This is a genomic window from Paenibacillus bovis, from assembly GCF_001421015.2.
In the GTDB taxonomy this organism is placed as follows: domain Bacteria; phylum Bacillota; class Bacilli; order Paenibacillales; family Paenibacillaceae; genus Saccharibacillus; species Saccharibacillus bovis.
The window spans coordinates 4,473,036-4,499,397 of the sequence record NZ_CP013023.1; the positions used below are offsets into that span (position 1 = coordinate 4,473,036).

The window sequence follows — 26,362 nt, forward strand, 5'->3', positions numbered from 1 at the left end:
AAAATGAAACGAATGGAGTGCTGAATATGAGTAACTCTCAAAATACCACGCTTAATTTCCCGCCAGGATTTCTGTGGGGCGGCGCGATTGCTGCCAACCAGGCCGAAGGTGCTTTTGATCAATACGGCAAAGGCTGGTCTACCCAGGATGTCGCTCCCAAAGGCGTAATGGGCCCAATCACCGAAGCACCTACCGAAGATAATATGAAACTGGTTGGCATCGACTTTTACCATCGCTACAAAGAAGATGTAAAGCTGTTTGCCGAAATGGGCTTCAAAGTATTCCGTACATCGATCGCCTGGTCCCGTATTTTCCCGAAAGGGGATGAACAGGAGCCGAACGAGCAGGGTCTGCAGTTTTATGATGATCTGTTTGACGAATGTCTCCAATACGGAATCCAGCCGCTGGTTACCCTGTCTCATTACGAGACTCCGCTGCATCTGTCCAAAGAATACGATGGCTGGGTCAATCGCAAGTTGATCGGGTTCTATGAGCGTTATGCCGAGACGGTATTCCGCCGGTATAAAGATAAAGTCAAATACTGGCTGACTTTTAACGAGATCAATTCGATTCTGGAAGCACCATTTATGAGCGGCGGGATTTATACGCCCAAAGATCAGCTCAGCAAGCAGGATCTGTATCAAGCGATCCATCATGAACTGGTAGCAAGCGCTTCGGCTGTGAAGCTCTGTCATGAGATTATTCCGGATGCACAGATCGGCTGCATGATCCTGAGCATGCCTACCTACCCGCTGACACCGAATCCGGATGATGTAATTGCCGTGATGAAATCCGAGCACAAAAACTACTTCTTCGGCGATGTGCATGCACGCGGTAAATACCCAGGCTACATGAAACGCTATTTCCGCGAGAATGGCATCGAGATCCAAATGGAAAGCGGCGACGAGGAAATGCTGCTGAACACGGTGGACTTTATTTCCTTCAGCTATTATGTCAGCATCTGCGAAACAGCTGATGAGAGCAAAAAACAGTCTGGACAGGGCAATCTGTTCAGCGGCGTACCGAACCCTCATCTGGAAGCCAGCGAATGGGGATGGCAGATCGATCCGCAAGGTCTGCGTTATGTACTGAATATGTTCTATGATCGCTACCAGAAGCCGCTGTTTATCGTGGAAAATGGTCTGGGCGCTGTCGATGAACTGATCACTGGTCCGGATGGAGAAAAAACCGTCGAAGACGATTACCGTATCCAGTACCTTAATGATCATCTGGTGCAGGTAGCCGAAGCTGTAGAAGATGGCGTAGAGATTATGGGCTTCACTTCCTGGGGCTGTATCGACGTAGTCAGTGCCTCTTCGGCCCAGCTCAAAAAACGCTATGGTTACATCTATGTAGATCGTCATGACGATGGATCAGGTACAATGGAACGTTATCGCAAAAAATCATTCCACTGGTATAAGGAAGTCATCCGCACCAACGGCAAAAGTCTGAAACGCTGAGCTGCGTCAAACCAGCAGAATCAAACAGAACAGCTCTTATGATCCTGTTGAATATCAAGCAGAAAGATAATGAATGCTTGGTATAATGGGAAAGTATTCAGAAGAAATTGTATGTATACAAAGCTGGACACGGTGTTCATTATCACAGTGTCCAGCTTTTTTATATCCTTTCTTTATATCTTTTCAATATTATAGTTGGATAGGGAGGAACTTTGCGTGATTGCATGGTTTGTATCTACTATTCGTAGCGTAATTCTGTTTGTTTATTCACATCAAAAACCCCTATCCACAGAGTACCCTTTACAACCTGCGGATAGGGGTTTTACTATTAAAGATTGATTTAGTGATTAGTTGGTAAAGATATGTTGGCCCACGGTAATGACAGCCGGACGTCTCATGCTCCACTGCGAAGTCGCTATACGTGGATTGTAATAGTACAAAGATCCATTGGTTGGATCAACACCACGAAGTGCCTGACGCGCTGCGTTATATGCACTTTGATTTGGTTTGAGGTAATATTGGCCGTCTGCTACTGCCGTAAATTGCCCCGGCTGCATAACCACTTCCCAGATCGTATTAGGGAATTGGCCGGATTGAACACGATTCAGTACTACTGCACCAACAGCTACCTGTCCACGGAAAGATTCACCGCGAGCTTCACCATAAATGACATGAGCCAGGATATCTACTGCTTCCTTATCATTCGCATGATAACTTGCCACCCGGTTGCTGCTGGAACTGCTCACTCTTGCACTAGCAGTTACAATTCCGCTTCGTTTACCACCCAGCTTGGACAGTGTGGCCGGACCAGCGACGCCGTCTGCACTCAGTCCGTGCGCACGTTGAAATTGTTTTACTGCCGAAGTAGTGATACTTCCATAATATCCTGTTGTATTCGCGTGAAAGAACCCATGCTGGGCAAGCTGCCGTTGCAATTGAACAACATCTCCACTTCTCATGCCCTGAGTCAGGACAGCAGCGTCCGCGGGTGACGCCATCAGTGTAATGCCTACAGCACAGGCACAGGATGCTATAAAAGCGGGTAGTTTTTTCATAGTTCGTTATTACCTCCATTTTTTTGAATAGTCGGATCAGACAATGATGCTTGCTTGCTGCATGTCATCCTACTGTCGTTCCGGTTATGCGGGTACTCTGGTATGGAACTATATTATTAGGTATCGGCATTTGGCCTGGTATAAATAAATAGCTCCTTTGAGTCGCGTTGCTCCGTTCGGTATTGCCCTGCTTCAAACAAGGAAATAAATAACGCATTACAAAAATGTAACCAGGTAAGCACATAAACAATAAACATATTGGTAGCAGTATAGCATACCTTTTGGCTGACATCACCATGCCACGGACCCATAATATATGATTAAAACAAGCTTCTTAGGGTATTTTCCAGATTTACGAAATTTAAACTGGGTCATATGTTTTAAGTTTGTGTGACTTTTGGTAACCAGCTGCATCATTAATATATTTCATTTTTGTCACCAAATCAAGTTAGATATGTATGATATGCCAAATATGACATAGTCTTAAAGACGTGTTTTTTTGTCGCTTTTATAATCAGATGTTCGTGTGTATTGCTACTATGAATAACTGGTTACCGGGAATTGCAATTGTTCAAAATACAGCGTTTTGATCTGGAACCGAGGTATGTCTATGATTGAATAAATACCATCATAAGCAGACTTACACCAGTCTATAGACAACTGTTTTTGAAAAAAAATTCCCAGTATACCATTCTTGCTTGCCACCTGTAAAATGACTGATCGATTGTATTGCCAACTACCCGTATATAATTATCTATTTATAATTCCTGTTCACAGCTATTCATTACCGAAAAACCCCGACCTTTACTGCGGTTTGACTGCTTTGCCTTTTTATCCTTTTGAAGTAAGCAAAGGCTGTGTTACGCCTTCTACTCCAAGCAGTCCCAGCATAACAAGAAACACATATTGTGCTCCACGATAGGCTCCAGCAGGATCAAAGTATTCTTCCAGTGTATGCATTCCTCCATACTCTCCACCGCCACCCAGCGTAACAGCGGGAATACCAAGACTAATCGCTACATTGGAATCCGTGCTGCTCGCATCTTCCAGTTCGGGCTCCAGCCCCATGGAACGATTGGCAGCTGCTGCCGCCTGTACAATGGCAGCATCGGCAGACTGTTCTCCTGCAGGTCGGTCACCAACCAGTTCCAATTGAACTGTCAGTTCATTGTCACGGTTCCAGCGGGAATTTTCCGCTTCAGCAGCCTGGTGGATAATACTCAACGCCTGCTGTTCCAGTTCTGCCAACGCCTCTGCGGAATTGGAACGCATATCGAGCAGCAGTGAAGCGTTCTCTGCAATCGTATTGACGGATGTACCCCCTTCTACTACTCCTACACTAAAAGTAGTCTTGGGTTCGGTAGGTGTACGGATCTCCGAAATACCGGCAATAGCTCGTCCCAGAGCATGAACTGGATTAGGAATCCCAAAATCAGCAAAGCTGTGTCCGCCGGTTCCATGGAAAGTCACTCTGTATCTTTTGCTTCCGGCAGCCAGATAAGTAATCTTCTCCGGCTCTCCCGGTTCTACCGAGATAAATCCATCAATATCGCTACGTCCTGCAAATAGGGCTTTGACTCCGCGCAGATCACCCAGGCCTTCTTCGCCAACCGTTGCTCCAATAATCAGGTTGCCTACCGTATGAATACCAGTATGTTGGAGTGCTCTGGCGATCGTCAGCACAGCAGCAAGACCACGTCCATCATCTGCAATACCCGGTGCATAAATGCGTCCGTCCCTGTGCTTGGCCTTAACATCGGTGCCGGCAGGGAAAACGGTATCCAGGTGCGCGCAGACAACAAGATTAGGACCACTGCCGCTGCCGGGACGAACACCGAATACATTGCCTGTTTGATCTACCGTGACATTCTGGATGCCATACTCCTCCAGCTTACGTCGGTAGGCTTCTCCTTTTACCGCTTCCGCAAATGTCGGTGCTTCGATCTCTGTAAGCTGAATCTGTTCCTCGATCGTCCGATCATGATCCTGCTTCAGAAACTCCAGTCCAGCCTGTACCTGTCCATCTGTCATCAGCTGTTCATATATCTGTTCCACCTGTCTGGATATAACAGGACGATTGGTTTGTCCGCTCATCTATTCCATCTCCTTTTACTTTTAAAGTTATTTTATTCGCATAATTGTGTATTCTTGTGTCTTTATGTCTTTGTGTTTTTTGTCTGTTGCGTCTGTTGCGTCTGTTGCGTCTGTTGTCTCTCTTATGTCTCTTATCTGCAGTCTCATCTACAAAAAGTACCGGTGTATTTAGCGCAAATGATTATTAAAAAACTCAACTGTTTTCCGGTGCATAGTAATATGATTCTCCAATCGTTCTGTCTGATGCCCCTCATCTTCGAAAACAATCAGCTCTACCTGCTGCTGGCGCTTCTTCATATCATCTACCAGCTGCTCGGCTTCACTGACCGGTACGCGGGTGTCATTACGTCCATGAAATACGAGCAGCGGTGCTGTAATATTGGCCGTATGATGCAGCGGAGCAATCTCATCAAAAAAGTCGCTGTGTTCCGCCAGCGAACCATATTCATATTCGCGTAGCCGGCGCCGCCAGGCACCTGTATTTTGCAGTAGTGTTTTAAGATTGGAAATGCCGACAATATCCACGCCGGCTGCCCAGAGCTTGGGATAATGGGTGATTGCAGCCAGTACCATAAATCCGCCATAGCTGCGTCCCATAATGCCAATCTTCCGGGGATGAACACCATGATCACGAATAAGTGCTTTTACAAGCCAGGCCAGATCTTGCACCGAATCCATCCGTTTGCGGGCATCATCCAGCTGAATATAAGTTCTTCCATAGCCGCTGCTACCGCGTACATTGGGAGCGGCTACTACGAATCCCTGGTGTACCAGATACTGCATAACCGGATGATATTCGGCTTTGGTCTGTCCCTCCGGTCCGCCATGTACATAGATAACTGCCGACTTCTCTCCATCCGGTACAGATTGCTGATCGTACAGAAAATAAGGCACTGACAGCTCATCAAATGAATCATACCGGTGCAGCTGTGGCTGCTTCCAGTACGAACCTACCGTATCGGAATGGCCTATTCGGGTGAGCCGTACCAGTTCTTTATTTAAGCGGTTATACTGCCAGATATCGCCAGGCATTACCGGAGAACGCAGTGCAAAAATCAACTCGTAGTCATTCAGCCAGGAAAGCGAATCGACTACGCCTTCAGGCAGTACTTCGATCATTTCGCGTTCGCCTGTATCCGGACGCAGTAGCCCCAATTTGGATATTCCATCCTGATTAACGGTAAAAGCCAGCGTCGTCTGATCGGCTGTCAAAGCAATCTCTTCTATATCCCAACCGGGTATAGCCAGCAGCTTGTGCAGATGCTGCGGCTGATCCCAGTCAAATTTGGCAATATACAATGCCTCTTCACCTGCATCTGTCAGCACATACCCACTTCGTCCCTGATCTGCCGTAAGTATAGATTCATAGCGTGCCAGACTCGAATCCGATCCCAGACGAATCTGTTGATCCGAATGGATATCCAGCAAATAGATACCATTGTCCAGATTCGTCTCCTGAATACGAATCAATAAATGATCCTGATCCACCCAGCTGAGCGGTACGCAGTTACCATCATACTGAAAAAGAGTGCGAGTCTCCCTACTATCTACATCGATAATATCAATATCAAAAAAAGCCGGGTTCCGTCGATTGCTTGAATAAGACAACAGTCTGCCATCGGGCGACCAGCCGCCAATATGATGAAAATGTTCCAGAGACTGTACAAGCGGTACCAGTGAACCGGTTCTTACTTCCAAAGAGGTGGATGGATTCACCAGATGCATAATATACAACTGCTGCTTCTCATTACCGTGATGATCCATCCCTATGACAGCGCGATTTCCCTGAGGCGCATATTTCACATTCAAAATCCGGTCTTCTGTCTCCATTACGAGCCGGGGGTCGCCAGACTCATCCAGTGTCCACAATTGCGGAATACCGGTCAATTTGGAAAAGCAGGTCCACCGGTTGTGTCCGGGTATCACAACCGGATGATACGCAGATTGAACCGTCAGATAATCCATCAGCATGGTGTCAGTACTCATTTTGGGTAACCTCCTGAATATGTACATTAGCATCATCTTACCCCTGACAACTAGCGGTTACAACTATACGTGTCTATTGGCAGCTTTTGTACACATACTTCTTACCGGTACAGGCCATGTCTGGGTAGATGGATTCCGCTTCGAAGAAGTTGATCATAGCATTCCGGTTACCAATTTGGAGCCGGAGAGAGAGCTGCCGAATGAGCCGCTGAATCTGGCTTTTGAAGAGCTATAATCGGGATTCTGCCGCTTTGATAATCGTCGTAATCTGTTGTTCATAGCCGTATATTTTCTGCTGGGACGCATGGATCGCTCCAAGCTTGTTATAGACAACAGTCAGATAGGCAGCTGCGCTAATCGCATCACCTTTTTTGACAGCTGCATGATAGCTTTTGCGGGCAGAAGAGCGGCTTTTTTTATACGTGGAAATCGTTTTATTTTCGGCAGTAATCTGCTTTTTAACCGTCTGTACAGGAGCCAATGCTTCTTTGACGTTTTTTTTGCGTGCTGCTGTTTCTTTTCTCGCCTGGGTGAGAGCTGCTTTTTTTTGTTTGATTTCGGTGCGGGCAGCAGTAACTTCCGCTTTCATTTTGTTGCGTTTAAGGCTTATAACTTCAGCTTTTTTGGTGTTTTTCTGCTTGCGGGCTGTCGCAGCCTGTTTGCCCAGTTCCGCATAATCTGTAAATAAGGATGCATACTTCTGCTCCGTCTGTGTGACAGTTGTTTTGAGAGAGGCTAATTTGGCTTTGTCCATATCCTTGATTTTGGTATTAACGGTTTGAAGACGGTTGTTATTTTGTTTACGCAGCGTCTGGGTCTGCTGATTCTCCAGCTGAATAATAGACTCCAGTGAAGCCACTCCATCATATACCGCTTCGATGCCGTTCACAGCCGCAGTCCAGTTATCTGCATAGGCATGATTGGCAGGCAGGAGCGACGTCAGAGGAGTCAGCAAAGCCAGAATTAATCCTGAAGATAACAGCCTGGTACTCCAATTGCGAAACGACTTTTTCAAGCTGGACATAACTTTCGGGCTTTGGGGATTGACTATTTTCTTACTTGAGTTGGTACTGTTCATTATGTATTCCTCCTGTGATATGTCGGGCAGGCAGACAACAAAAAAAGCACCTCCAGAAACGGCATACAGCCTGTTTCTGCGAGGTGCTTCACCCGCACAACATATTGAATTTGTTTTTAATATAGCTGATGTGATACGGTCTGTCAATCCATTTATACGAACTGACGTTTCTATTTTTACCAAATGCTCTGTATGCCGCCTACTTCTTGCAGTACCTTAACCCGCTTATTATTTGTCATAATCGTTGTACAGGGTTGGTATGTCGACAGATCCACTGATATACTTCCTCGAACCATGCAGACGGGTCTTTGCAGTGACAGACCAGATGCCCACTATCTGCAATAACCAGCAAGCATTTGTTATCTTCTTCGATCTGTAATTGATTATACAAATATGTACCACTGTGCGGTTTGACCAGATGATCCTGTCCAGCCTGAACAATAAATGAAGGTGTGTCCACTTGATGGTATATCTCATGGGAGGCACGGACTATTTTATAAAATTCGCGCGTTGCCTGTGGAGGGACCTGCCACATATTATGCCAATATGCACGAATCATCTGCGGCTGTATAAGCGTCCGCATAATCTGCCGCGGATTCAGTGGAAAAACCGGTGCCGACAACAGCGTAAGTGTCAGAATCTGTTCAGGATAACGCACACTGAGATGGGCTGCAATAAGTGCTCCTGTTGAAAAGCCGATCAGATGGACAGATTCATGCTGTTCCAGCAGCTTCTGAAGCTCGCTGTCTGCTCCGGCTATCCAGTCCTGATAGCTCACATTCAGCATATCTTTTCGTGTGCCGCCATGTCCTGCGAGTACAAATGTTTTGGTTATGCAGTCTTTTTCTGCCAGATACGCGCGTAATGGTTCGATCTCGTATGGTCCTCCGGTAAATCCGTGGATCAGCAGGCATATGTGACTCATCTGGTTCTCCTTTTCCCAGCCATGGTACACTGGTAGTATGTTATTCAGCAAACAAGAGAGCTATTGGCTGTTCTTGTGCAGACTGTTCTTCATGGCTGATCTGCTCTATTTTGCATTGTTCAATATTGATTATTTTATTACGACCCCAAGGAGATTATACACCAATGAAGCTTGTATCATGGAACGTCAATGGCCTGAGAGCCGCTGTCAAAAAAGGATTCAACGATTATTTCGACCGTGTGGATGCCGATATTTTCTGCATTCAGGAAACCAAACTGCAAGCCGGTCAGATCGAACTTGATCATAGCGGAGAGTATGAGCAGTACTGGAATTATGCACAGAAAAAGGGCTATTCCGGTACAGCCGTATTTACCCGCATCAAACCGTTATCTGTCCATTATGGACTGGAGGAAAATTATGAAGAGGAAGGCCGCATGATTACGCTGGAGTACGAGGGCTTTTATCTGGTCAATGTCTATACCCCTAATGCAAAGCGCGACCTGCTGAGACTACCCTACCGACTAGAGTGGGAAGACCGATTCCGCCTCTATGTACTGGAGCTGGACAAGCACAAGCCCGTCATTATTTGCGGAGATCTGAATGTCGCCCATCAGGAGATCGATCTCAAAAATGCCCGTTCCAATATCGGCAATTCGGGATTCACCCATGAAGAACGCGGCAAAATGACCCTGCTGCTGGAATCGGGATTTATCGATACTTTCCGGCACTTCTATCCCAATCGTGAAGATATGTACAGTTGGTGGTCTTATATGGCAAAAGTACGCGAACGCAATATTGGCTGGCGGATTGACTACTTCCTCGCGTCCTCCCGGCTGGCTCCGCTGCTGACCGATGCGCAGATTGACTGCCAGATTATGGGCAGTGATCATTGTCCGGTAATTCTGGAAATGAAGGATCCGGCACTACTTTCCTGACAAAGGAGAACTATTCATGGAACGCGTAATGACGACGATTGGAGTCGCCCTATTGGGTTTGGCAGGTTGTTTTTTTGCAGGGATAATCGGAACTTTCGTGATCTTGTTTACGAGTGATCATCCTCTTTTCTACACTGTTATTTTCTATATTGTGCTGCTCATTCTGGAGATTGCTTTTATTCTTTCTTCTTTTGAGAACATATTGCATCATCCCCTGTTCAACAAGCTGCTGATTGGCTGTCTGGCCGGATGTATCGTAGCTGCTGCCGGTTACAAAGCGTATACTTTGTATGACCAGAATATGGTCGCTATCAGTGTGCAGGATATCGATCTGCAAAAATACGAGCCTTTTCGGACCGAACAGCCGAGCATGATCGCTTCATTGGGACGCTCCCCTTCCTATCATCTGGACAAAGGCGATGCAGTGCCTCGACTGGATGGAGCAACAGCTCTGTATCCGGTCTACTCTGCCTTTGTTCAGACCGTATATCCCAAAGAAGCAGCCTCCTACGATCCGCATGATCAGAAAAGCGTCGTACGCGGCAGCGGTACAGGGTCAGCCTACGAGCGGCTGATCGCCGGTAATACAGATATAATTTTCGCTGCCGCCCCTTCCAGCGGACAGGAGCAGCTGGCCGAGCGCAATAATCTTGAACTTCATTTGACACCTATCGGTTATGAAGCATTTGTGTTTTTCGTTAATAAAGATAATCCTGTAAGCAACCTGACCTCTGACCAGATCAAAGAAATCTATACTGGACATATCACCAATTGGAAACAGGTCGGTGGTAAAAATGAATCTATTCAAGCTTTTCAGCGGCCGGAGGACAGTGGAAGCCAGGCTATGCTGCGTAAATGGATGGGCAGCGAACAGCCGATGACGCCGCCTGTTGACAGTGTGGCTTCGGGAATGGGCGGCATTATGGATAAAGTCGCAGATTACCACAACTATACCAATGCGATCGGCTACTCTTTTCACTTTTTTGCCACTACCATGAATCCCAACACAGAGATCAAACTGCTGTCCGTGGACGGAGTATATCCGGACTCCAAAAGTATAGCAAGCGGTACATATACGCTGATTACGCCTTTCTATGCGGTTACTAAGCATAAACTGTCCAAAGACTCCAAGGATTCAGCCAGTACAACAGCGGTATCCAGCAATCCCCATATTCAACCTTTCCTGACCTGGATAGTTTCGCCGGAAGGTCAGGAATTAATAAAAAAGACCGGTTATTTCCCACTACAGGCTCAATAAAAGCCATAATTTCGTAGTATTCTTTATATGATAATTATTCTCATTTACTCCGGGAATGATGTATACTGTACCTATGCTTGAATTGGATATGAACGGGCCAACATGAGCAAACATCAGACCTGGAGGGAATTACATATGTATCGTTTTAACAAATCATTCGGAGCAGCTGCCTTGCTCCTGTCTGCAGCGCTTGTTACAAGTGCCTGCTCTTCGGCAGTACCTGCGAACACTCCATCTTCAGCGGGCAGTGAAACTGCTGCTCCTGCAGACACGGCTGCAACAGAGCGTACACTCAAGGACAGTATGGGACATGAAGTGAAGATTCCTGCCAACCCCCAGCGTATTATCGCTTCTTATCTTGAAGATCCACTCGTTGCACTCGGAGTCACTCCTGTTGCACAGTGGTCGATCGGCAAAGGCAATGTACAGGATTACCTGCAGGATAAGCTCAAGGGAGTCCCTACTATCTCCTCTGAATTACCGTATGAAGCCGTTATTAACTTTACTCCCGATCTGCTGCTGATGGACAGCGCAGAAATGGTTGCAGGCGAAAAATACAATCAATACGCCCAGATTGCTCCTACCTATGTTGTCGGCAATGCACAGAACAACGACTGGCGCGAGGAATTAAAAAGTGTCGGTAACGTGCTCGGCAAAAGCGACCAGGCCGAACAAGTACTTGCTGATTACGAAACCAAAGCCAAAAATGCCAAGCAGCAACTGCAGCAGACGATCGGAAATAAATCCGCTGCAGCAATCTGGATCAGCGGCAAAAATGTCTTTATTGTCAATCAGAATCTGTCCAGCGGCGATGTCATGTATAAAGATTTGGGCATGAGCGTACCGGAAGTGGTCAAAAAAGCTTCTGCCAGCAGCCAAGCCAACTGGAGTGCCTTGTCTCTGGAAGGTCTGTCCGAGCTGGATGCCGATTATCTGTTTGTTATTATCAAGGATGGCGAATCTCAGGAAAATAATATCAGTCCAGCCGTATGGAACAGTATCCCGGCTGTTAAATCCGGTCATGCCTATACGATGAGTCTGAATTCCAGCTGGTTGTATACCGGCCCGATCGCCAATTCCATGATTATTGATGATATTATGAAAAACGTGACAGCCAGCTAATCTACAGCATTTATTCATTCAGCCGCCTCGACCGGCATTTCCGATAAATCACAGTACAGCATAGACTGTGTTCTTTATCGGATCATGCTACGGTCGAGGTGGCTTTTATTTATTTCCGTCGTCATTCCGGTCTATTCTGTCGTTCTACCTCCTGCCCAAATAATAGCTAACTAAAAAAGATATTTAGCTAGCATTGAATTTCATATCGAAAATGCCGATTATAAGTTAGTATAGATAAATACACTGGAGTGGTTTAAAGCAGTATCACACTGAGGAGGACTTACGCTTGAAAGCAAATGAAGAAGCATCATTACAGAAAAAGCTCCGTCCACGGCATATTACATTTATGGCTATGGGCGGTGTTATCGGAACGGGAATCTTCAAAGGCAGTTCCGACACAATCAATCTTGCAGGACCCGGCGTCATTCTCTCTTACGTATTTGCAGGTCTGCTCCTGCTGGTCGTAATGAGCGCAATCGCGGAGATGGCTACCGTCTATCCCAACAAAAATATGAAAGATTTCATTTCTCTGGCTTATGGTCAGCGGCTTGCTTTTATTGTCGGATGGTTATACTGCTTTATGTGGCTGGCCGTATGTGTAATTGAAGTCATTGCTGCCGGCAGCTTTTTGCAGTTCTGGTTCCCGGATGTACCGCTATGGGTACTCAGTCTGGCCAGTGCCGCCTTTATTCTGCTAGTTAATACGATGAGTGTCGGACGACTGGGAGAATTGGAATTCTGGCTCGCCGGGATCAAAATTGCGATGATTATTATCTTTATCGTGCTGGGCGGCTGTCTGCTGTTCGGTATTATCCCCGGCAGCAATCCTGCTCCTTATCTGAGCAACTTTACAGCCCACGGCGGATTCCTGCCAAATGGCTGGATGGCGATTCTATCGGCACTGCTTGTCGTTACCTTTTCCTACGGCGGCTCGGAATTGATCGGTCTCACACTGACCGAGACACCGAATGCGGATAAAGTACTGCCAAAGATCGTAAAAAGCTTTATCTTGCGGGTCATACTGTTCTATACCTTGCCGATCCTGATCATCTGCGGACTGATTCCATGGAATCAGCTGAGTGACCAGACCAGTCCGTTTGTGCAGGTGCTAACAGCAACCGGACTGCAGGGCGCTGCCCATATCATGAACTTTATTCTCGTGACAGCGGTCTTGTCTGCCGCCAACTCCGGTATTTACGGAGCTACCCGGATGCTTCATTCCATGGCGATCAATAACGAAGCTCCTGCCATGCTGGCCAAAACATCCAGTCGCGGCGTGCCGGTCAACAGTCTGATTCTGTGTGCTGTTGTTCTGCTGCTAGGCTCATGGCTCGCCTATGTGGCTCAGGATCAGGTATTCGGCATTCTGATTGCTGTGCCTGGATTTGTCGTGCTGCTCGTCTGGATCAGTATCTGTCTGTCCCAGCTTAAGCTGCGCAAAAACTATCCGGTCCAGCCTTCATTCCGTATCTGGGGATATCCGTATATCTCTGGACTGACAGCAATCTGTCTGGGTGTGATTGCTGTGCTGTTCCTGTTTGATGCGAGCAACCGGATCAGTATTGGTGCATGTGTGATTTTCCTGATTATTCTGTTCATTAGCTCGCTGTTCAAGTTCCGTCGTACTACCTGATCACAAGAAATAGTTATATTGCTTCATCCACTCAGAATAGCCTGTCCTCTTTTATCGAGAGAACAGGCTGTTTTTTTGATGTTCGGGAATCCAACAGGATTTTGAGAATCATGCTGATTTTTAACAGAACGATCTCTTTATTCAATATGGCTGTAACTATACGATATCTCTGCGCCGGAAACCCAGCATGCCTATTAGGAAAACCAACAGTGTCAGAACAACAATAATGATATTCATAATGACTGACTGCCCATCATCCATATCCAGACGCGAACCAAGCAGCAGTACGATTGGATAGGTCCATGGATCAAACAACCAGAATTGTTTGGAATTGGCTACCAGAATAGAAGGTACACTCATAATAATACTTGCAGCCAGCGGCACACCAATATGACTAAAGCGCATACTGAGCTCGTATTGAATCATGATCACAGGAAGTGACGCGAGAAAGCATCCTGCCATTTTCCAGGCTATTTCTCCCCATGGGATACTGCCGCCTGCTCCTGCAATTAATCCACCCATTACTACACTGATTCCAAAAGCCGCCATACTGATCAGAATATATAATATACCTGCTGCCAGCTTGGCCATATATATACCCGATCGGGATACCGGATGAGCCAGCATATACTTCCAGCCTCCCTGTACATGATCAACACGTGCCACCATAGCCATAATCACAGCGATCAACAAGGGATAGAGAAAAGAAGGATAAAATATAAAGGTCTGTTCCATAATGACTTCCCATGCTTCTCTGGTCCATATTTGCCTGTAACGAACAAAATTCTGTACTCCCTGAAATACCATAAATAGCGGAGCAATGGCTACAAGCCAGAGAAGACGTGTCCGTCTCAGCTTGTAAAGCTCATATCGAAATAAGCGAATCATAATCCTCATCCTCTCAATGAATATCCCGCCGCCTGAATTCCGTCAGTCCGGCGATCAGCAACAGCGGTCCGGCAATCAACCCTGTTACGATAGCGAGCCATTGATCTTCGTTCTCCACAGTTACAGTAAACAAAGCCGATGCATAAGGAACAAATCGCATAATCTTGGATTGGGCAAAAAATAAAGCGCCCATACTGCCCGAAAAACCGATAGCCATCCCATACAGTGGATTGGATAATCGTGAACTCAGCCAGTGCTGCAGGCTGACCACTCCGAGCGCTGCAATACACAAATTGATACCGTAACGTAAATATACAACTGCAGGAAATGGCTCTGGAAAATGCAAAATCCTGCCAGTTACATATAAGAAAAGCAGCAGCAATCCTGCCGCAGCACAGGACAACAGCCAGATCAGAAGCCACTTGGCTGCATAAACAGATAAACGAGGCACCGGCAGTGCCAGCAGATGCTTCCATCCATGATCTGTGTATTCCCGATAATGGATCAGCGCCGCAATCAGCGTAATTCCTATCGGATAAAATATTGCCCATATCATAAATCCTTCCTGCATCAGCAACTCCCATGAATCAAGCTCCGGATGTCTGCCGTTCAGATAGTTATACCTCAAATATAGATCCACCCACATCATCACGGCAAAGATCAAAGGTCCACCTACCACGAGCCAGGGCAATATTCCACGCCGCTGCTTGATCCATTCTGTCTGCAGCAGTCTTATCAAATTCATAGACTGTCCGCTCCTTTCGTCATCTCCAGAAAGATATCTTCCAGCGACTGACCTCCTATGCTCAGATGCGAGACTTCAATATTACGATTCACCAACCTGCGATTAATTACCGACGCTTCTGCAGGGTCGGACATAATATTCATCCCATGATCCTCCTGCACCACCGGGTACCCCCATTCCCGCAGGTAATCCAGCGTCTGCTGTGCAGGCTCGGCATGCAACTGTACAAAAGGAGTGCCCTGCCTGTGCAGCTCGGACATTTCTCCTTCAAAAAGCAAACGCCCGGTATGAATAATACCGACCCGGTTGGCGACGCGTTCAATCTCCCGTAGAATATGACTGGAGACAAATACAGTGATTCTATATTGCCGGGGTAACTGTACAATCAGTTCTCTAATCTCCTGAATACCAGCCGGATCCAGTCCATTGGTCGGTTCATCCAGTATGAGCAGTCTTGGATTGCCAAGCAGTGCCTGCGCAATTCCCAGACGCTGCTTCATACCCAGCGAATAGGTACGTGCCAGCTTGTGCTGGGCTTGACGAAGTCGTACAATATCCAGCACACGATCCACTTCAGTCTCCGGAATCTGCAGCAGTGTGCAGGTCAGCTTCAGATTTTCCTTTCCTGTCAAATGTCCATAATAGGAAGGCGACTCTACCATAGAACCGACCTGTCGCAAAATAAAGGATCGGTGCCGGGGCAATTCCCGGCCAAATATGCGGATACTGCCAGTGCTAGGACGTATCAATCCCAGCAGCATACGAATAGTTGTTGTTTTGCCTGCTCCATTGGGACCGAGAAATCCATATACCTCTCCTTCCCGCACATGCAGCTGAAGCTGATCGACAGGTGTGAATTTCCTGTAGGTTTTGGTAAGTCCCTCTGTCTCCATAATCCATTCACTCATTATTGCTGCTCCTTTATATCTGATATGTTATTGGTGCTTTATCCAGTATACGGACCCAAGTTTAAGTGGAATGCTGCAATTACCTTAAGTTTGGCTTAAGCAAAAAGACAGATACCCGTTGTATCGGTATCTGCCTTTTGAGAAATTTATTATACCTTTTGATTCTGTTTATTCACGCAGGAAAAAGAATCGGGAAAGACGAGTGTAACTACTGTTCCTCGATCAGGTTCACTCTCCAGCGTAATACTTCCCTGATGAGCCTCTACGATTTGCTTGGCAATTGTCAGACCCAGACCGGAACCGACTGTAGGCTGCCTGGCATCGGCTACCCGGTAATGACGTTCGAACAGACGCTGTTGCTCGTCAATCGGAATTCCTTTACCGTTATCCATAACCCGGACTACAACTTCCGGTTGGCGGTATTGCACTTGAATACGAGTTCGGGTAGCAGCCGGATTATGTATCAATGCGTTCAGAATCAGATTATTCAGGGCGCGCTGCATCCATTGATGATCCAGCGACATAAGGATCGTCTCCTGATCGGATTCCAGATCAATCTCACGCTCCTGGTAAGCCGGGCTGTTCAGTATCTGAATAACCGTCTCTCTGATCACCTCTATTAGATCCTCGCTGCGCATAGTCAGAGGGAGGATATTATTTTTGAGACGGTAGGTGATTTTTAGATCATTCAGCAGTGCTTCCAGTTGGTTCGTATTTTTGGCAATGATTCGGCTGTAGCGGGAAATATCTTCTGTATGGATTCTTTCTACAGGATCGCTCATCAATTCGGCATATCCCTGAATCAAGGACAAAGGTGTCTTCAGATCATGGTACAGATTGGCGATCCATTCCTCCCGCATCTGCTCCATTCGCCGCTGCTCACTCTCATGCTCCTGCAGCTTATCTGCCAAGGTGTTCAGACTCTGATATACATTGCCATACACTCCCTGTGCCTTATACCGGATGCTGTAATCACGTAGGGATAGCCGGGTAATTCCCTGAATTATCTTCCATGTTGGACGGCTCAGTATACTGCCAAACAAGTAACCGATCAGCAGTATGCACACAATCAGTATTCCTAGAATATAGAACAGACTGTTAAACATGTAGTGCGGTTCATAATGCACCGGATATTTGCTGATCTGAGTCTCCGGAAAAGCAATAAGATAGCTCCACTCCCTGTTTTTCCATTCTTTTATCCCGGTGAAAATTGTAGATCCATTGACCGAAAATTTGTTGATAAAAACCAGCCGACTGGGCGTATAATGCTTCGGTGTATGATCCGGTGTGTTCCAGGCCGTAATTTCTGTACCATTTTCATCAAGCACCTGAATCCAGGCATTATTTTGCTGAAGCAGACTTTTGCCAGCAGCTGTGATAATCGGTTGACCTTCGCTATCTCCGGTAATATACTGCTGAAAATCCAGTGTCATCTCCACCGGACTGACTTTGCTGCCCTTATCAATAAAGTAAAACACAGCTGCAGTATAGATGATCAAAAATAATCCAAGCAGCACAATATAGGAACCTACATACAGCGAGGTGATTTTCCACTTCATGATTTCATGCTCCGTGAAGTCCATTTGTAACCAAGACCGCGTACTGTTAGCAGTCGCTGCGGATTGGACGGATCCTCTTCCAGCTTTTCTCGCAGATGCCGGATATGCACCATGATGGCATTATCGCTGCCTCTGTCATCTTCTTCCCATACATTGCGGTACAGCTGCTGCTTGCTGAATATCTGATCGGGATGAGAGGCCAGTAACAGTAACAATTTGTACTCTTTGGCTGTCAAACCTATAGGCTCGGTATTACGGATCACTTCGCCTTTGTTTTCATCAATACGGATATTGCCATACTCATATATAGGACGCTGCTCTCTAATCATGCCGGATAGCATCAGATCCCGGCGAAAACGCGCCTTGATTCGGTAAGCCAGCTCTTTCGGGCTGAATGGCTTGGTAATATAGTCATCTCCGCCGATGCCAAGACCGATAATCTTGTCCATATCTTCATTTTTGGCAGACAGAAAAAAGATTGGTACATGGGTAAACTGACGCAGCTGTTGACAGACAGCAAATCCGTCCAGATCCGGCAGCATAATATCCAGTATGATAATATCCGGCTGCTGTTCCCGGCATAAGCGAATACCTGCTGTTCCTGTAGCCGCTGTACAAATATATCGAAAGCCTTCTCTATGTAACACGGTAGTCAACAAATCTGTAATATCCGGTTCATCATCAATAATCATAATCTTACGCGCAGACAAGGCTGGACTGCTTTCATTCATAAGGCGTTCCTCCTTATAATAATCTACATATCATTTACTTATTTCTGCGTGGCAGAGTCAGGTTAATCTGGAGGCATGATATCTATGTACGACGCATATTTATTACCTGTTTTATATGCTTTCCTCGCTTTTCCACTGGCGGCAGCAGTATTTACTTTTCCTTTCCTGGTGTATCAGTACCGGAAGTATGGATATATTAATATGGTGCGGGCTATTACGCTCTATGCCCTGCTGCTGTATCTGATGAATGCCTACTTCCTTGTTATTTTACCATTTCCGGCGTCCCCGCATAATCTGCCGCTGGCGCATGGTGATTTACAGTTGGTCCCTTTCCAATTTGTCAGTGATTTTTTGAAAGAAACCTCGGTTTCGTTGCATGACCCTAAGACGTATATGCATATATTCAAAGAGCGCGCTTTTTTGCAGGTTCTGTTCAATATCCTGCTGACTGTACCATTCGGCATGTTTCTGCGTTATTATTTCCGGCAAGGCTGGTGGTCTGCGCTGATCTGGTCTTTTTTGCTGTCTTTGTCTTTTGAAACCATTCAGCTGACCGGTATTTTTGGTATTTATGATCATGCTTACCGGATTTTTGATGTCGATGATCTGATCTGTAATACGTTTGGCGGCATGGTCGGCTTGCTTATAGCATCCTGGATCTCCGAAAGGTTGCCGGATGCGCAGCAGATGGATAGACAGCTGGACCGGTCACAACGGAGGGTTACGTATACCCGCCGAGGAATTGCTTTTATCATCGATATGATGGCCTGGATGCTATTATCTGCTATCCTGATGGGAATGCAGGTTCCACTTGTATTCTGGTTGTCCAGTGGCCTTTATTTTATACTGCTGCCTTATATCACCCGAGGACGTACACTGGGTAAATGGATGGTGCGCATTCATCTGGTGCTTACGGAGCAGCCAGAACGCAGAATTCCTGTTATGGCGCTGCTTGTTCGTTATGGATTGTTGTATTGGGGATTTTTCGGACTGAACCGGCTGCTGAATACTCCTTTTGTAATTAGTATGCCTGCCCGACTGGAAGCTATTCTGTATCTGTCGATATTGTTTGTAATGAATGCCGGATTTTTCATCCATCTGATTACCCGCTTTTTCAAAAAAGGATCGTTATTGTTCTATGAGCAAATCAGTCATACCTCTCATCAAATCACCTGGCCGGATCAGCCCGGCAGCTCAAGAGAGAGCTCAGAAGAACATCCGTCAGATCATCAAGCCGGTTCTACAGAAGATACAGGAGATACTGCTCTGTCGCCTGCAGTACATGATAGACATAACCTGAAGGCCGATGATATAACCTCCCGATCATGATACAATACAGCAAGTTGTATATGTATAGGATATGAACGGTATCACCCTTTTTCAGTCATTCATTTACTTTTGTCAAAGGCGGTAGATTTCCTTGCTATATGTAATCAAGTTTTTGTACAGCTTTGTACTTCCACCCGGATTGTTTATTATTTTGCTGCTGGCGATGTCTGTCTGGTTATGGCGGCGGCAGCTCAAACCGGCAATTGTACTGCTGATGCTGACTATTGTACTGTACTTGTCTACAACAGGTCTTGTCAGTGATGCTCTGGTTGGCAGCCTGGAGCAGCGCTATACACCGCCAACTTCTGTGCAGGGCGATGTGATCGTTGTGCTGGGTGGCGGAGCTACGCAGGGTACACCGGATATCGACGGTCAGGGCAATCTGTCAGGAGCCGCTGGTAATCGGTTGATTACCGCTGTTCGTCTGTACCGTCAGACTGGTCTGCCGATTGTTTTCTCAGGTGGTCAGGTATTCGCTGACAGCGGCAATGAAGCCGATATTGCACGTCGGCAGCTCATTGGCATGGGTATACCATCCAAAGACGTTTTTGCCGAGAACCGTTCCCTCAACACCGAACAAAATGCAGTGAATACAGCTGCCCTGCTGAAGCAAAAAAAATGGAGTCATCCGGTATTGGTCACTTCCGCTTTTCATATGCCCCGTTCGGTCGTCGAATTCCAGCGAGCCGGTCTGGCTGTACAGCCGTATCCTACCGATTACTGGGTTAGCCAGCCGGAAGCGATATATGCAGGCAAATTTTCGCCTTCTGGTGGAGCAGTAAGTTCTACCAGTACAGCACTTAAAGAATATCTGGGACTGCTGGTAGCTACAATCAAGTCATAACTATTTATAAACGAGCAGGTCAGGCAGAATTGATAGGTAGAGTTGAGGGATAGAGGGTATTACTGCTTCTCCTGTTGCGGCTTTATCTGGTACTGCAACAACTATCACTGCAGTAGCTGCTATAGTGCAGCATACGAAAAAGAGAGACAAGCCTGCAGGCTGTCTCTCTTTTTATCTATAGCAGGCTTTGTATTTGTATCGCCTGTTTATCCACTTTATCCATGTGTTTCGTTAATTCGTGTTCGTTCTTATTTCCACTCTGCTACGCTGTTGATTGGCAGACGCATCGAAGGGTAGCCTTCATTAGCCGCTTTACCGATTGTCAGCAGCATAACAGGAACGTAGCGTTTGGTATCCATGCCGAATACTTCAGCCATTTTTTCTTTCTCGTAGCCACCGATCGGGTTGGTGTCATAACCGTGTGCACGGGCTACCAGCATCAGCTGCATCGATACCAGACCGCTGTCGATCAGAGCAATATCTTTACGTGCCTGTTCAGACAGGTTTTCATAATAAGCCATAGCAAATGGAAGCTGTCTTTCTTTGACTTCTGCAGGCATATAGCCCAGTTCTACAGCGGTATTGAAGATTTCCTCTGCATTCAGTTCGTGCTGCAGATCGCCAAAGATCGCGATAACAGCAGCAGACGTTTCTACTTGATGGCTGTTAAATTTCGCCAGTGGCAGCAGTTGTGCTTTGGCTTCTTCACTCTCGATAACGAGGAAGCGCCAAGGCTGCAGGTTGATCGAAGATGGAGCGCGAGTCGCTTCATCCAGAATCTCGGTCATTTCTTCACGGCTGATTTTAATGGATGGATCATAACTTTTAATGGAGCGGCGCTCCAGGGCAATTTTACGGAAATCGTTGGTTTGGGTTACAGCATTGGTTGTTGTCATACAGTAAACTCTCCTTTTATATAGGTGTAAATAATAACGAATACAGCCTAGAGCTGGCTGATATTCTGATTAATCCGCTGCAGCATATCGGATAATTGTTTCTGATCGCTGCTGCTGAAGCCATCGAGCATACGGTTCAGGAAAGTTTCACGTTCCTGCCGAAAAGCAATAATCTTCTCGCGTCCATGCTCGGTGAGCTGTACGAGTGTGAAGCGGTTATCTTCGGGACTGATACGACGAATAACCATATTCTCCGCTTCCAGCTGCTTCACATGACGGGTGATGGCTGCATGATCGATACCAACCAGCTTTTGTAAGGAAGATTGGCTAATCTCATCAGACTGATACAACTGACATAACAGCTGCAAGCGGGAAGCACTGATTCCTGCACACCGCTCAAATGTACTGGTCAGCTGACGGTGAAGACCGTGAATTTGGTTGAATATTTCCTGAGATGATAATTCTGGCATCGGACTTCTCTCCTCTCTGACCGTACTACGGTTATTCATGAAATAGCGCAGAATATCTATTCGTTTGACTGATCAATCATTGACATATCAAATAATAACATATCCTATTTGAATTTGCAATTGTATTACACAAAATTAAATTTATGAAAATATTTATTGTTACTTTTGTGAGCGGTTTTGTTGTTCTCTTTTTTGTAAGTGAGCTATCCTTTGATGGTTCATCATAGTTCATAGACTTTAAAAGAATAATACGTTATAGTACATAGTCCAATGTTAACTTGTATGATTCAGGAAGGAACCGATTGAACTTATGAAATTTGCTATTGGAATGCGTAACCTCAAAACAGCGCTTGCTGTGCTGATCTGTCTGATCATCTCGCAGCTGCTGCATCTGGAGTATCCGTTTTATGCTGTTATCGCTACTATTATTGCAATGGAAAACTCGGTCACCAATTCGTATACGGTTGGTAAAAACCGGATGATGGGCACAATTGTCGGTGCTTTTTGCGGATTTATTTTCGCTTTGATCGATCCGCATAATGCCATTCTGGCGGCGCTCGGTATTATTATGGTCATCTATATTTGCAATCTACTGGGCTGGAACAAATCCGTCTCTATTGCCAGCATCGTATTTCTGGCAATCATGCTGAATCTGCGTCCGGGTGAAAGTCCCCTTCTCTACGGTACTCACCGCGTAATGGATACGCTGATCGGTATCGGGGTTGCCGTACTGGTTAACTATCTCGTCTATCCACCCAACCATGAGCGTGGACTGGAACAGAAGCGCATGGTTCTGCGTCGCAATATGACGCGTCTCGCCCATGAACTGCTTCGCGAAGGCGGCGGTGTACATATCAGTTCTCTGCGCGATGATATGACAGCGATGGAAGAAGCGTACAAAACGTATACTTCCGAATTCCGGCTGAATCTCAGCAAGCAGCTGTTTATCGATCATATTGAGCAGGAGATCGATATTTACCACAACACGTATTCCCATATGCGTATGCTGCGACTGCTCACCGATGAGCCGGAGACTGAGCTGGCTCCTGGAGTCATTCAGCGACTTCGATCTCTGGTCGCTGCTCCGATTACTGTACATCCGGAATATCTGCCGCTGATTTACCGGTATCATGTACAATGTATTCTCCAGGAAATGCAAATACTCGGTCTGATCATCCCAACCGATATTGCTTCTCCCAAAAAGCTTCAGCCTACCCGCGCAGAACTTGCCATAAGCGATGATCCGGTACAATAACAAGGCTGCTGTGATCCTGTTGTCCAATCAGACAATAACACTACCTTGATATCTTCACATAACTAAAGAACCCTGTCTCCGCACAAAAGGGAGACAGGGTTTGTTTGGTTATATTCAGCTATTTATCTTCATCTTGTATCCTTAAATACTTATCCATAGACAAACGACATGTCACAACGATCTGTTATTGGGGCAAATCAGCTGCTTTGATGCGCAGGATTTTACCGGCAGATTCCGAGATCGGATCAGTGTCTGTTCCGAGCCCAAAGTAGAAATCTCCATGATACTCTTCCAGCGATTTAGCATACGTATCCTGTTTGAATTTCAATACTTCGGTCCACTTGTTCAGATTGCGCGTTTTGTATACCCGGCTGATATAGCTACCATCCGACTGCTTCGTATAAGTGAGCAGATACAGCATTTTACCGCGTACAATCATATCGGTTGGACGGGCATTTGGATCAGGCAGCTGGATCGATCTTGCTTTGTCCAGAGTTTTGGCTGCAATGAGCGATTCGGGCATGATCTGGGAATCATTGTACAACTCTCCGGCAATATAGACGAGCTGATTATTCAGCACAACCGTTTTACTGATTTTTTTGTACGGACTGGAGCCGGCTTTGGCGACAAAGCTCATACCTGGCAGCAGTGTTTTGCCGGTTACTTTTTGCTGATGGATATTCAGGTTTTTGTCTATAGCGAGCAGGTTGGTCTCGTCATCCCAGGTTTTGTTATCCGGGATAATGATCGCGGATGCATATAGCATTCCTTTAAACTGGAAAAACTTGTACGTACGGCTTCCGAGTCCATCGATCTTGGCAAACTCTTTCCAGGTTTTGCCGTTATCTCCGGATATCAGTACAACCGGTGCATCTTCTGTACCAATCGCTGCGAACAGGTTGCCCTGATAGTAGGCCATGTCATAGACATGAATACCGCCCGGCAGATTCTGATACTCATTCCAGTGATCACCGTTCAGCTCGTAGTAGTTGCCATACTCCCAGCCTGGTACGACCGAATCATTACCCGGTATGTACAGTTTATTGCGGAAGATTTTGAATGTATCGATCTGTTCATCATCGGTAACCTCGCGCGTCTCCTGTTTGCCGGTTTTGGCATTGTTCACCACTACTTTTTGCGTAATAAATTTCCCGGTCTGGGGATCATAATAAATAATCGGCACAGGGCCTGCATTGGGAGATGGCTTGGAGTTGCTGCTGTTGCCATGACCCAGATAGATTTTGCCGTCAAATACCTGCATATCCCACACATTGCGGGCATAAGGCTCATTATTAAAAGGCTGTCCGAGCAGCTGTAATCGGGAAGTCACATCCACATTGGCAGTCTGGGATGCCTTAGCGGTATAGCCATTTACAGGAAAAGCCGAACTTCCGGTTATCATAATACATCCTGCCAGTAGAGCCGGAGCAATCATTTTTCTGATTTTCATATGAATTCATCCTTTCGGTGTATAGAATGAGTAGTTATTTTAACAGCTTGTTTGATCCCTCCTATAGGTGAGTCATCAGTATCCACTTCCTGGTATTAATATAGCACATACGGATACTGGAATCTAAAGCAGGTAATGACACCTGAATCAACGTGCTTGTTTCGTTCTATATCCTATAGATGATTACACCGTATATTTTGTATACAAAAACAGACCGGTCAGATGAAATATCCATCTACCGGTCCGTTTCCGATCTATTCGTTATCGTTTCGTCTTAATCCTTGTGCAGCAGTTCTTCGCCGGCGATTCCTGGTTCAGTCATCTGATAAGGATCGAGAATAATATTCAATTCTTCCTCAGTCAGCACATTATACAGCAGACAGAGCTCGCGCACCGATTTGCCCGTCTGAATCGCTTCGCGGGCGATCCGGGATACGACTTCATAGCCCAGATGCGGATTCAGTGCCGTAATCATGCCGACGCTGCGCTCCACATATTGACGGCAGTTGTCTACATTTGCCTGGATACCGTCTACACAATGCAGACGGAATACGGTGAAGCCCTGTTTCATAATCTCCAGCGATTGCAGCAGATTATAGACCAGTACCGGCTCCATTACGTTCAGCTCCAGCTGACCTGCTTCGGAAGCCAGACAGATCGTATTATCATTACCGATTACCTGGAAAGCAATCTGATTGATCACTTCGCACATCACCGGATTGACTTTGCCCGGCATAATAGAAGATCCCGGCTGACGTGCAGGCAGGCTCAATTCATTAAGACCGGCATACGGTCCGGAAGCCATCAGACGAATATCATTGGCTACTTTAGACATATTCATCATACAGATTTTCAGCGCTGCCGATACTTCGGTGTACGCATCCGTATTTTGAGTCGCATCTACCAGATGATCCGAAGCGGTTACTTCAAATCCGCTGATCTCTGCCAGAATCTCGGCAACACGGGTAATATAGCGGCGATCCGCATTCAGACCGGTGCCGACAGCCGTCGCACCCATATTGATATGCAGCAGATTCTCGCGGGTCGCTTCTACGCGGCGGATATCGCGGCTCAATACACGTGCATAAGCCTGGAATTCCTGTCCCAGTCGAATCGGCACAGCATCCTGTAGATGCGTACGTCCCATTTTGATCACTGTATCGAATTCATCCGCCTTGGTCTGGAAAGACTGCTGCAGCTCGCGCATAGCGATCAGCAGCTTCTCGATCATGGACAGTGTAGCCAGATGAATCGCTGTTGGGAAAGCATCGTTGGTAGACTGTGCCATATTAACATGGTTATTCGGACTGATGTCCACATAAGCGCCTTTTTCCTTGCCCATGATTTCCAGGGCACGGTTTGCAATAACTTCATTGGTGTTCATATTGATCGACGTACCTGCGCCGCCCTGAATAGGATCGACGATAAATTGATCCAGCCACTGGCCTGCCAGAATCTCATCTGCTGCCTGTACGATAGCTTCCCCTTTGGGACCATACAGACGCGACAGCTCCATATTGGCGAGCGCAGCTCCTTTTTTGACCATGGCCATCGCCCGGATCAATTCGGGATGCAGACGCTGACCGGTGATCGGAAAGTTCTCTACTGCACGCAGTGTTTGAATACCGTAATACGCCTCGTCCGGAACTTCTTTGGTGCCCAGAAAATCCTTTTCTACTCTCACGATTCATTCCTCCGGCTAGCTAGACTATTGATTTTATGGTTATGGATTACAACAGTC

At 46.4% G+C, this 26,362-nt stretch carries 23 protein-coding genes; 9 read left to right on the forward strand and 14 right to left on the reverse strand.

All coding sequences use genetic code 11. The features are described 5' to 3' along the window. Positions 1–26: 26 nt before the first annotated feature. Positions 27–1,460 carry a glycoside hydrolase family 1 protein gene (locus tag AR543_RS19130; protein ID WP_060535992.1) on the forward strand — a complete coding sequence of 478 codons (1,434 nt, stop codon included), beginning with the start codon at positions 27–29 and terminating at the stop codon, positions 1,458–1,460. A 347-nt stretch (positions 1,461–1,807) separates the two neighbouring features. On the opposite strand, the gene AR543_RS19135 is transcribed toward AR543_RS19130, so the two are convergent. From AR543_RS19135 to AR543_RS19145, 3 genes are all read right to left on the reverse strand, one after another. Further along, positions 1,808–2,515: a cell wall hydrolase gene (locus AR543_RS19135; protein WP_060535993.1), complete on the reverse strand. Its 708-nt coding sequence runs from the start codon at positions 2,513–2,515 to the stop codon at positions 1,808–1,810. 831 nt (positions 2,516–3,346) lie between these two features. Then, positions 3,347–4,609 carry a M20/M25/M40 family metallo-hydrolase gene (locus AR543_RS19140; protein ID WP_060535994.1) on the reverse strand — a complete coding sequence of 421 codons (1,263 nt, stop codon included), beginning with the start codon at positions 4,607–4,609 and terminating at the stop codon, positions 3,347–3,349. Positions 4,610–4,777: 168 nt separating this feature from the next. Next, a complete protein-coding gene (locus AR543_RS19145; protein WP_082472282.1) occupies positions 4,778–6,595 on the reverse strand; it encodes a S9 family peptidase in 1,818 nt (605 codons plus the stop codon). Between the two features lie 76 nt (positions 6,596–6,671). On the opposite strand from AR543_RS19145, the gene AR543_RS24105 reads away from it, so the two are divergent. Continuing rightward, a complete protein-coding gene (locus AR543_RS24105; protein ID WP_174703754.1) occupies positions 6,672–6,830 on the forward strand; it encodes a hypothetical protein in 159 nt (52 codons plus the stop codon). Here AR543_RS24105 and AR543_RS19155 read toward each other — a convergent pair. Beyond that, entirely contained in the window at positions 6,825–7,673 is an 849-nt protein-coding gene (locus AR543_RS19155) for a hypothetical protein (RefSeq protein WP_060535996.1), read from the reverse strand. The genes AR543_RS24105 and AR543_RS19155 overlap by 6 nt on opposite strands. A gap of 235 nt (positions 7,674–7,908) precedes the next feature. Continuing rightward, positions 7,909–8,598 (reverse strand): alpha/beta hydrolase, encoded by a 690-nt coding sequence (locus AR543_RS19160; protein WP_060535997.1) that lies wholly within the window; start codon positions 8,596–8,598, stop codon positions 7,909–7,911. A gap of 164 nt (positions 8,599–8,762) precedes the next feature. Between AR543_RS19160 and AR543_RS19165 the strand changes: the two genes are divergently transcribed. The 4 genes from AR543_RS19165 (at position 8,763) to AR543_RS19180 (ending at position 13,546) form a co-directional block, all read left to right on the forward strand. After that, complete coding sequence (locus AR543_RS19165; protein WP_060535998.1) at positions 8,763–9,533, forward strand: exodeoxyribonuclease III; 771 nt, start codon at positions 8,763–8,765, stop codon at positions 9,531–9,533. A 16-nt stretch (positions 9,534–9,549) separates the two neighbouring features. After that, positions 9,550–10,791, forward strand: a complete 1,242-nt coding sequence (locus tag AR543_RS19170; protein WP_060535999.1) for a PstS family phosphate ABC transporter substrate-binding protein — start codon at positions 9,550–9,552, stop codon at positions 10,789–10,791. 135 nt (positions 10,792–10,926) lie between these two features. After that, positions 10,927–11,913 (forward strand): ABC transporter substrate-binding protein, encoded by a 987-nt coding sequence (locus AR543_RS19175; protein ID WP_060536000.1) that lies wholly within the window; start codon positions 10,927–10,929, stop codon positions 11,911–11,913. Between the two features lie 286 nt (positions 11,914–12,199). Next, positions 12,200–13,546, forward strand: coding sequence for an amino acid permease (locus AR543_RS19180; protein ID WP_060536001.1), 1,347 nt, complete (start codon positions 12,200–12,202; stop codon positions 13,544–13,546). Between the two features lie 156 nt (positions 13,547–13,702). On the opposite strand, the gene AR543_RS19185 is transcribed toward AR543_RS19180, so the two are convergent. From AR543_RS19185 to AR543_RS19205, 5 genes are all read right to left on the reverse strand, one after another. Continuing rightward, complete coding sequence (locus tag AR543_RS19185; RefSeq protein WP_060536002.1) at positions 13,703–14,434, reverse strand: ABC transporter permease; 732 nt, start codon at positions 14,432–14,434, stop codon at positions 13,703–13,705. Positions 14,435–14,447: 13 nt separating this feature from the next. Then, positions 14,448–15,179 carry an ABC transporter permease gene (locus AR543_RS19190; protein WP_060536003.1) on the reverse strand — a complete coding sequence of 244 codons (732 nt, stop codon included), beginning with the start codon at positions 15,177–15,179 and terminating at the stop codon, positions 14,448–14,450. Further along, positions 15,176–16,087, reverse strand: a complete 912-nt coding sequence (locus tag AR543_RS19195) for an ABC transporter ATP-binding protein (protein WP_060536004.1) — start codon at positions 16,085–16,087, stop codon at positions 15,176–15,178. Before AR543_RS19195 ends, AR543_RS19190 begins: the two co-directional genes overlap by 4 nt. Before the next feature lie 149 nt (positions 16,088–16,236). Further along, complete coding sequence (locus tag AR543_RS19200) at positions 16,237–17,646, reverse strand: sensor histidine kinase (RefSeq protein WP_060536005.1); 1,410 nt, start codon at positions 17,644–17,646, stop codon at positions 16,237–16,239. After that, positions 17,643–18,377 (reverse strand): response regulator transcription factor, encoded by a 735-nt coding sequence (locus tag AR543_RS19205; RefSeq protein ID WP_060536006.1) that lies wholly within the window; start codon positions 18,375–18,377, stop codon positions 17,643–17,645. The genes AR543_RS19200 and AR543_RS19205 overlap by 4 nt, the downstream gene beginning before the upstream one ends. 84 nt (positions 18,378–18,461) lie before the next feature. On the opposite strand from AR543_RS19205, the gene AR543_RS19210 reads away from it, so the two are divergent. Both AR543_RS19210 and AR543_RS19215 read left to right on the forward strand, forming a co-directional pair. Next, positions 18,462–19,706 (forward strand): VanZ family protein, encoded by a 1,245-nt coding sequence (locus tag AR543_RS19210; protein WP_060536007.1) that lies wholly within the window; start codon positions 18,462–18,464, stop codon positions 19,704–19,706. A gap of 91 nt (positions 19,707–19,797) precedes the next feature. Further along, positions 19,798–20,550, forward strand: coding sequence for a YdcF family protein (locus tag AR543_RS19215; protein WP_060536008.1), 753 nt, complete (start codon positions 19,798–19,800; stop codon positions 20,548–20,550). A 248-nt stretch (positions 20,551–20,798) separates the two neighbouring features. On the opposite strand, the gene AR543_RS19220 is transcribed toward AR543_RS19215, so the two are convergent. After that, the gene (locus AR543_RS19220) at positions 20,799–21,446 is read right to left on the reverse strand and encodes a nitroreductase family protein (RefSeq protein ID WP_060536009.1); all 648 of its coding nucleotides are present in this window, start codon (positions 21,444–21,446) and stop codon (positions 20,799–20,801) included. A 47-nt stretch (positions 21,447–21,493) separates the two neighbouring features. Next, complete coding sequence (locus AR543_RS19225) at positions 21,494–21,916, reverse strand: MarR family winged helix-turn-helix transcriptional regulator (RefSeq protein ID WP_060536010.1); 423 nt, start codon at positions 21,914–21,916, stop codon at positions 21,494–21,496. A 310-nt stretch (positions 21,917–22,226) separates the two neighbouring features. Here AR543_RS19225 and AR543_RS19230 point away from each other — a divergent pair, with 310 nt between their 5' ends. Next, positions 22,227–23,171, forward strand: a complete 945-nt coding sequence (locus AR543_RS19230; protein WP_060536011.1) for an FUSC family protein — start codon at positions 22,227–22,229, stop codon at positions 23,169–23,171. Positions 23,172–23,355: 184 nt separating this feature from the next. Here AR543_RS19230 and AR543_RS19235 read toward each other — a convergent pair whose 3' ends face one another. Next, complete coding sequence (locus tag AR543_RS19235; RefSeq protein WP_060536012.1) at positions 23,356–24,621, reverse strand: hypothetical protein; 1,266 nt, start codon at positions 24,619–24,621, stop codon at positions 23,356–23,358. 274 nt (positions 24,622–24,895) lie between these two features. Beyond that, entirely contained in the window at positions 24,896–26,305 is a 1,410-nt protein-coding gene (gene aspA, locus AR543_RS19240) for an aspartate ammonia-lyase (protein ID WP_060536013.1), read from the reverse strand. Between the last annotated feature and the right edge of the window lie 57 nt (positions 26,306–26,362).

Coding starts and splice junctions, on each gene's coding strand:
- AR543_RS19130 (WP_060535992.1), top strand. CDS start 27: ATGAGTAACTCTCAAAATACCACGCTTAATTTCCCGCCAGGATTTCTG.
- AR543_RS19135 (WP_060535993.1), bottom strand. CDS start 2,515: ATGAAAAAACTACCCGCTTTTATAGCATCCTGTGCCTGTGCTGTAGGC.
- AR543_RS19140 (WP_060535994.1), bottom strand. CDS start 4,609: ATGAGCGGACAAACCAATCGTCCTGTTATATCCAGACAGGTGGAACAG.
- AR543_RS19145 (WP_082472282.1), bottom strand. CDS start 6,595: ATGAGTACTGACACCATGCTGATGGATTATCTGACGGTTCAATCTGCG.
- AR543_RS19155 (WP_060535996.1), bottom strand. CDS start 7,673: ATGAACAGTACCAACTCAAGTAAGAAAATAGTCAATCCCCAAAGCCCG.
- AR543_RS19160 (WP_060535997.1), bottom strand. CDS start 8,598: ATGAGTCACATATGCCTGCTGATCCACGGATTTACCGGAGGACCATAC.
- AR543_RS19165 (WP_060535998.1), top strand. CDS start 8,763: ATGAAGCTTGTATCATGGAACGTCAATGGCCTGAGAGCCGCTGTCAAA.
- AR543_RS19170 (WP_060535999.1), top strand. CDS start 9,550: ATGGAACGCGTAATGACGACGATTGGAGTCGCCCTATTGGGTTTGGCA.
- AR543_RS19175 (WP_060536000.1), top strand. CDS start 10,927: ATGTATCGTTTTAACAAATCATTCGGAGCAGCTGCCTTGCTCCTGTCT.
- AR543_RS19185 (WP_060536002.1), bottom strand. CDS start 14,434: ATGATTCGCTTATTTCGATATGAGCTTTACAAGCTGAGACGGACACGT.
- AR543_RS19190 (WP_060536003.1), bottom strand. CDS start 15,179: ATGAATTTGATAAGACTGCTGCAGACAGAATGGATCAAGCAGCGGCGT.
- AR543_RS19195 (WP_060536004.1), bottom strand. CDS start 16,087: ATGAGTGAATGGATTATGGAGACAGAGGGACTTACCAAAACCTACAGG.
- AR543_RS19200 (WP_060536005.1), bottom strand. CDS start 17,646: ATGAAGTGGAAAATCACCTCGCTGTATGTAGGTTCCTATATTGTGCTG.
- AR543_RS19205 (WP_060536006.1), bottom strand. CDS start 18,377: ATGAATGAAAGCAGTCCAGCCTTGTCTGCGCGTAAGATTATGATTATT.
- AR543_RS19210 (WP_060536007.1), top strand. CDS start 18,462: ATGTACGACGCATATTTATTACCTGTTTTATATGCTTTCCTCGCTTTT.
- AR543_RS19220 (WP_060536009.1), bottom strand. CDS start 21,446: ATGACAACAACCAATGCTGTAACCCAAACCAACGATTTCCGTAAAATT.
- AR543_RS19225 (WP_060536010.1), bottom strand. CDS start 21,916: ATGCCAGAATTATCATCTCAGGAAATATTCAACCAAATTCACGGTCTT.
- AR543_RS19230 (WP_060536011.1), top strand. CDS start 22,227: ATGAAATTTGCTATTGGAATGCGTAACCTCAAAACAGCGCTTGCTGTG.
- AR543_RS19235 (WP_060536012.1), bottom strand. CDS start 24,621: ATGAAAATCAGAAAAATGATTGCTCCGGCTCTACTGGCAGGATGTATT.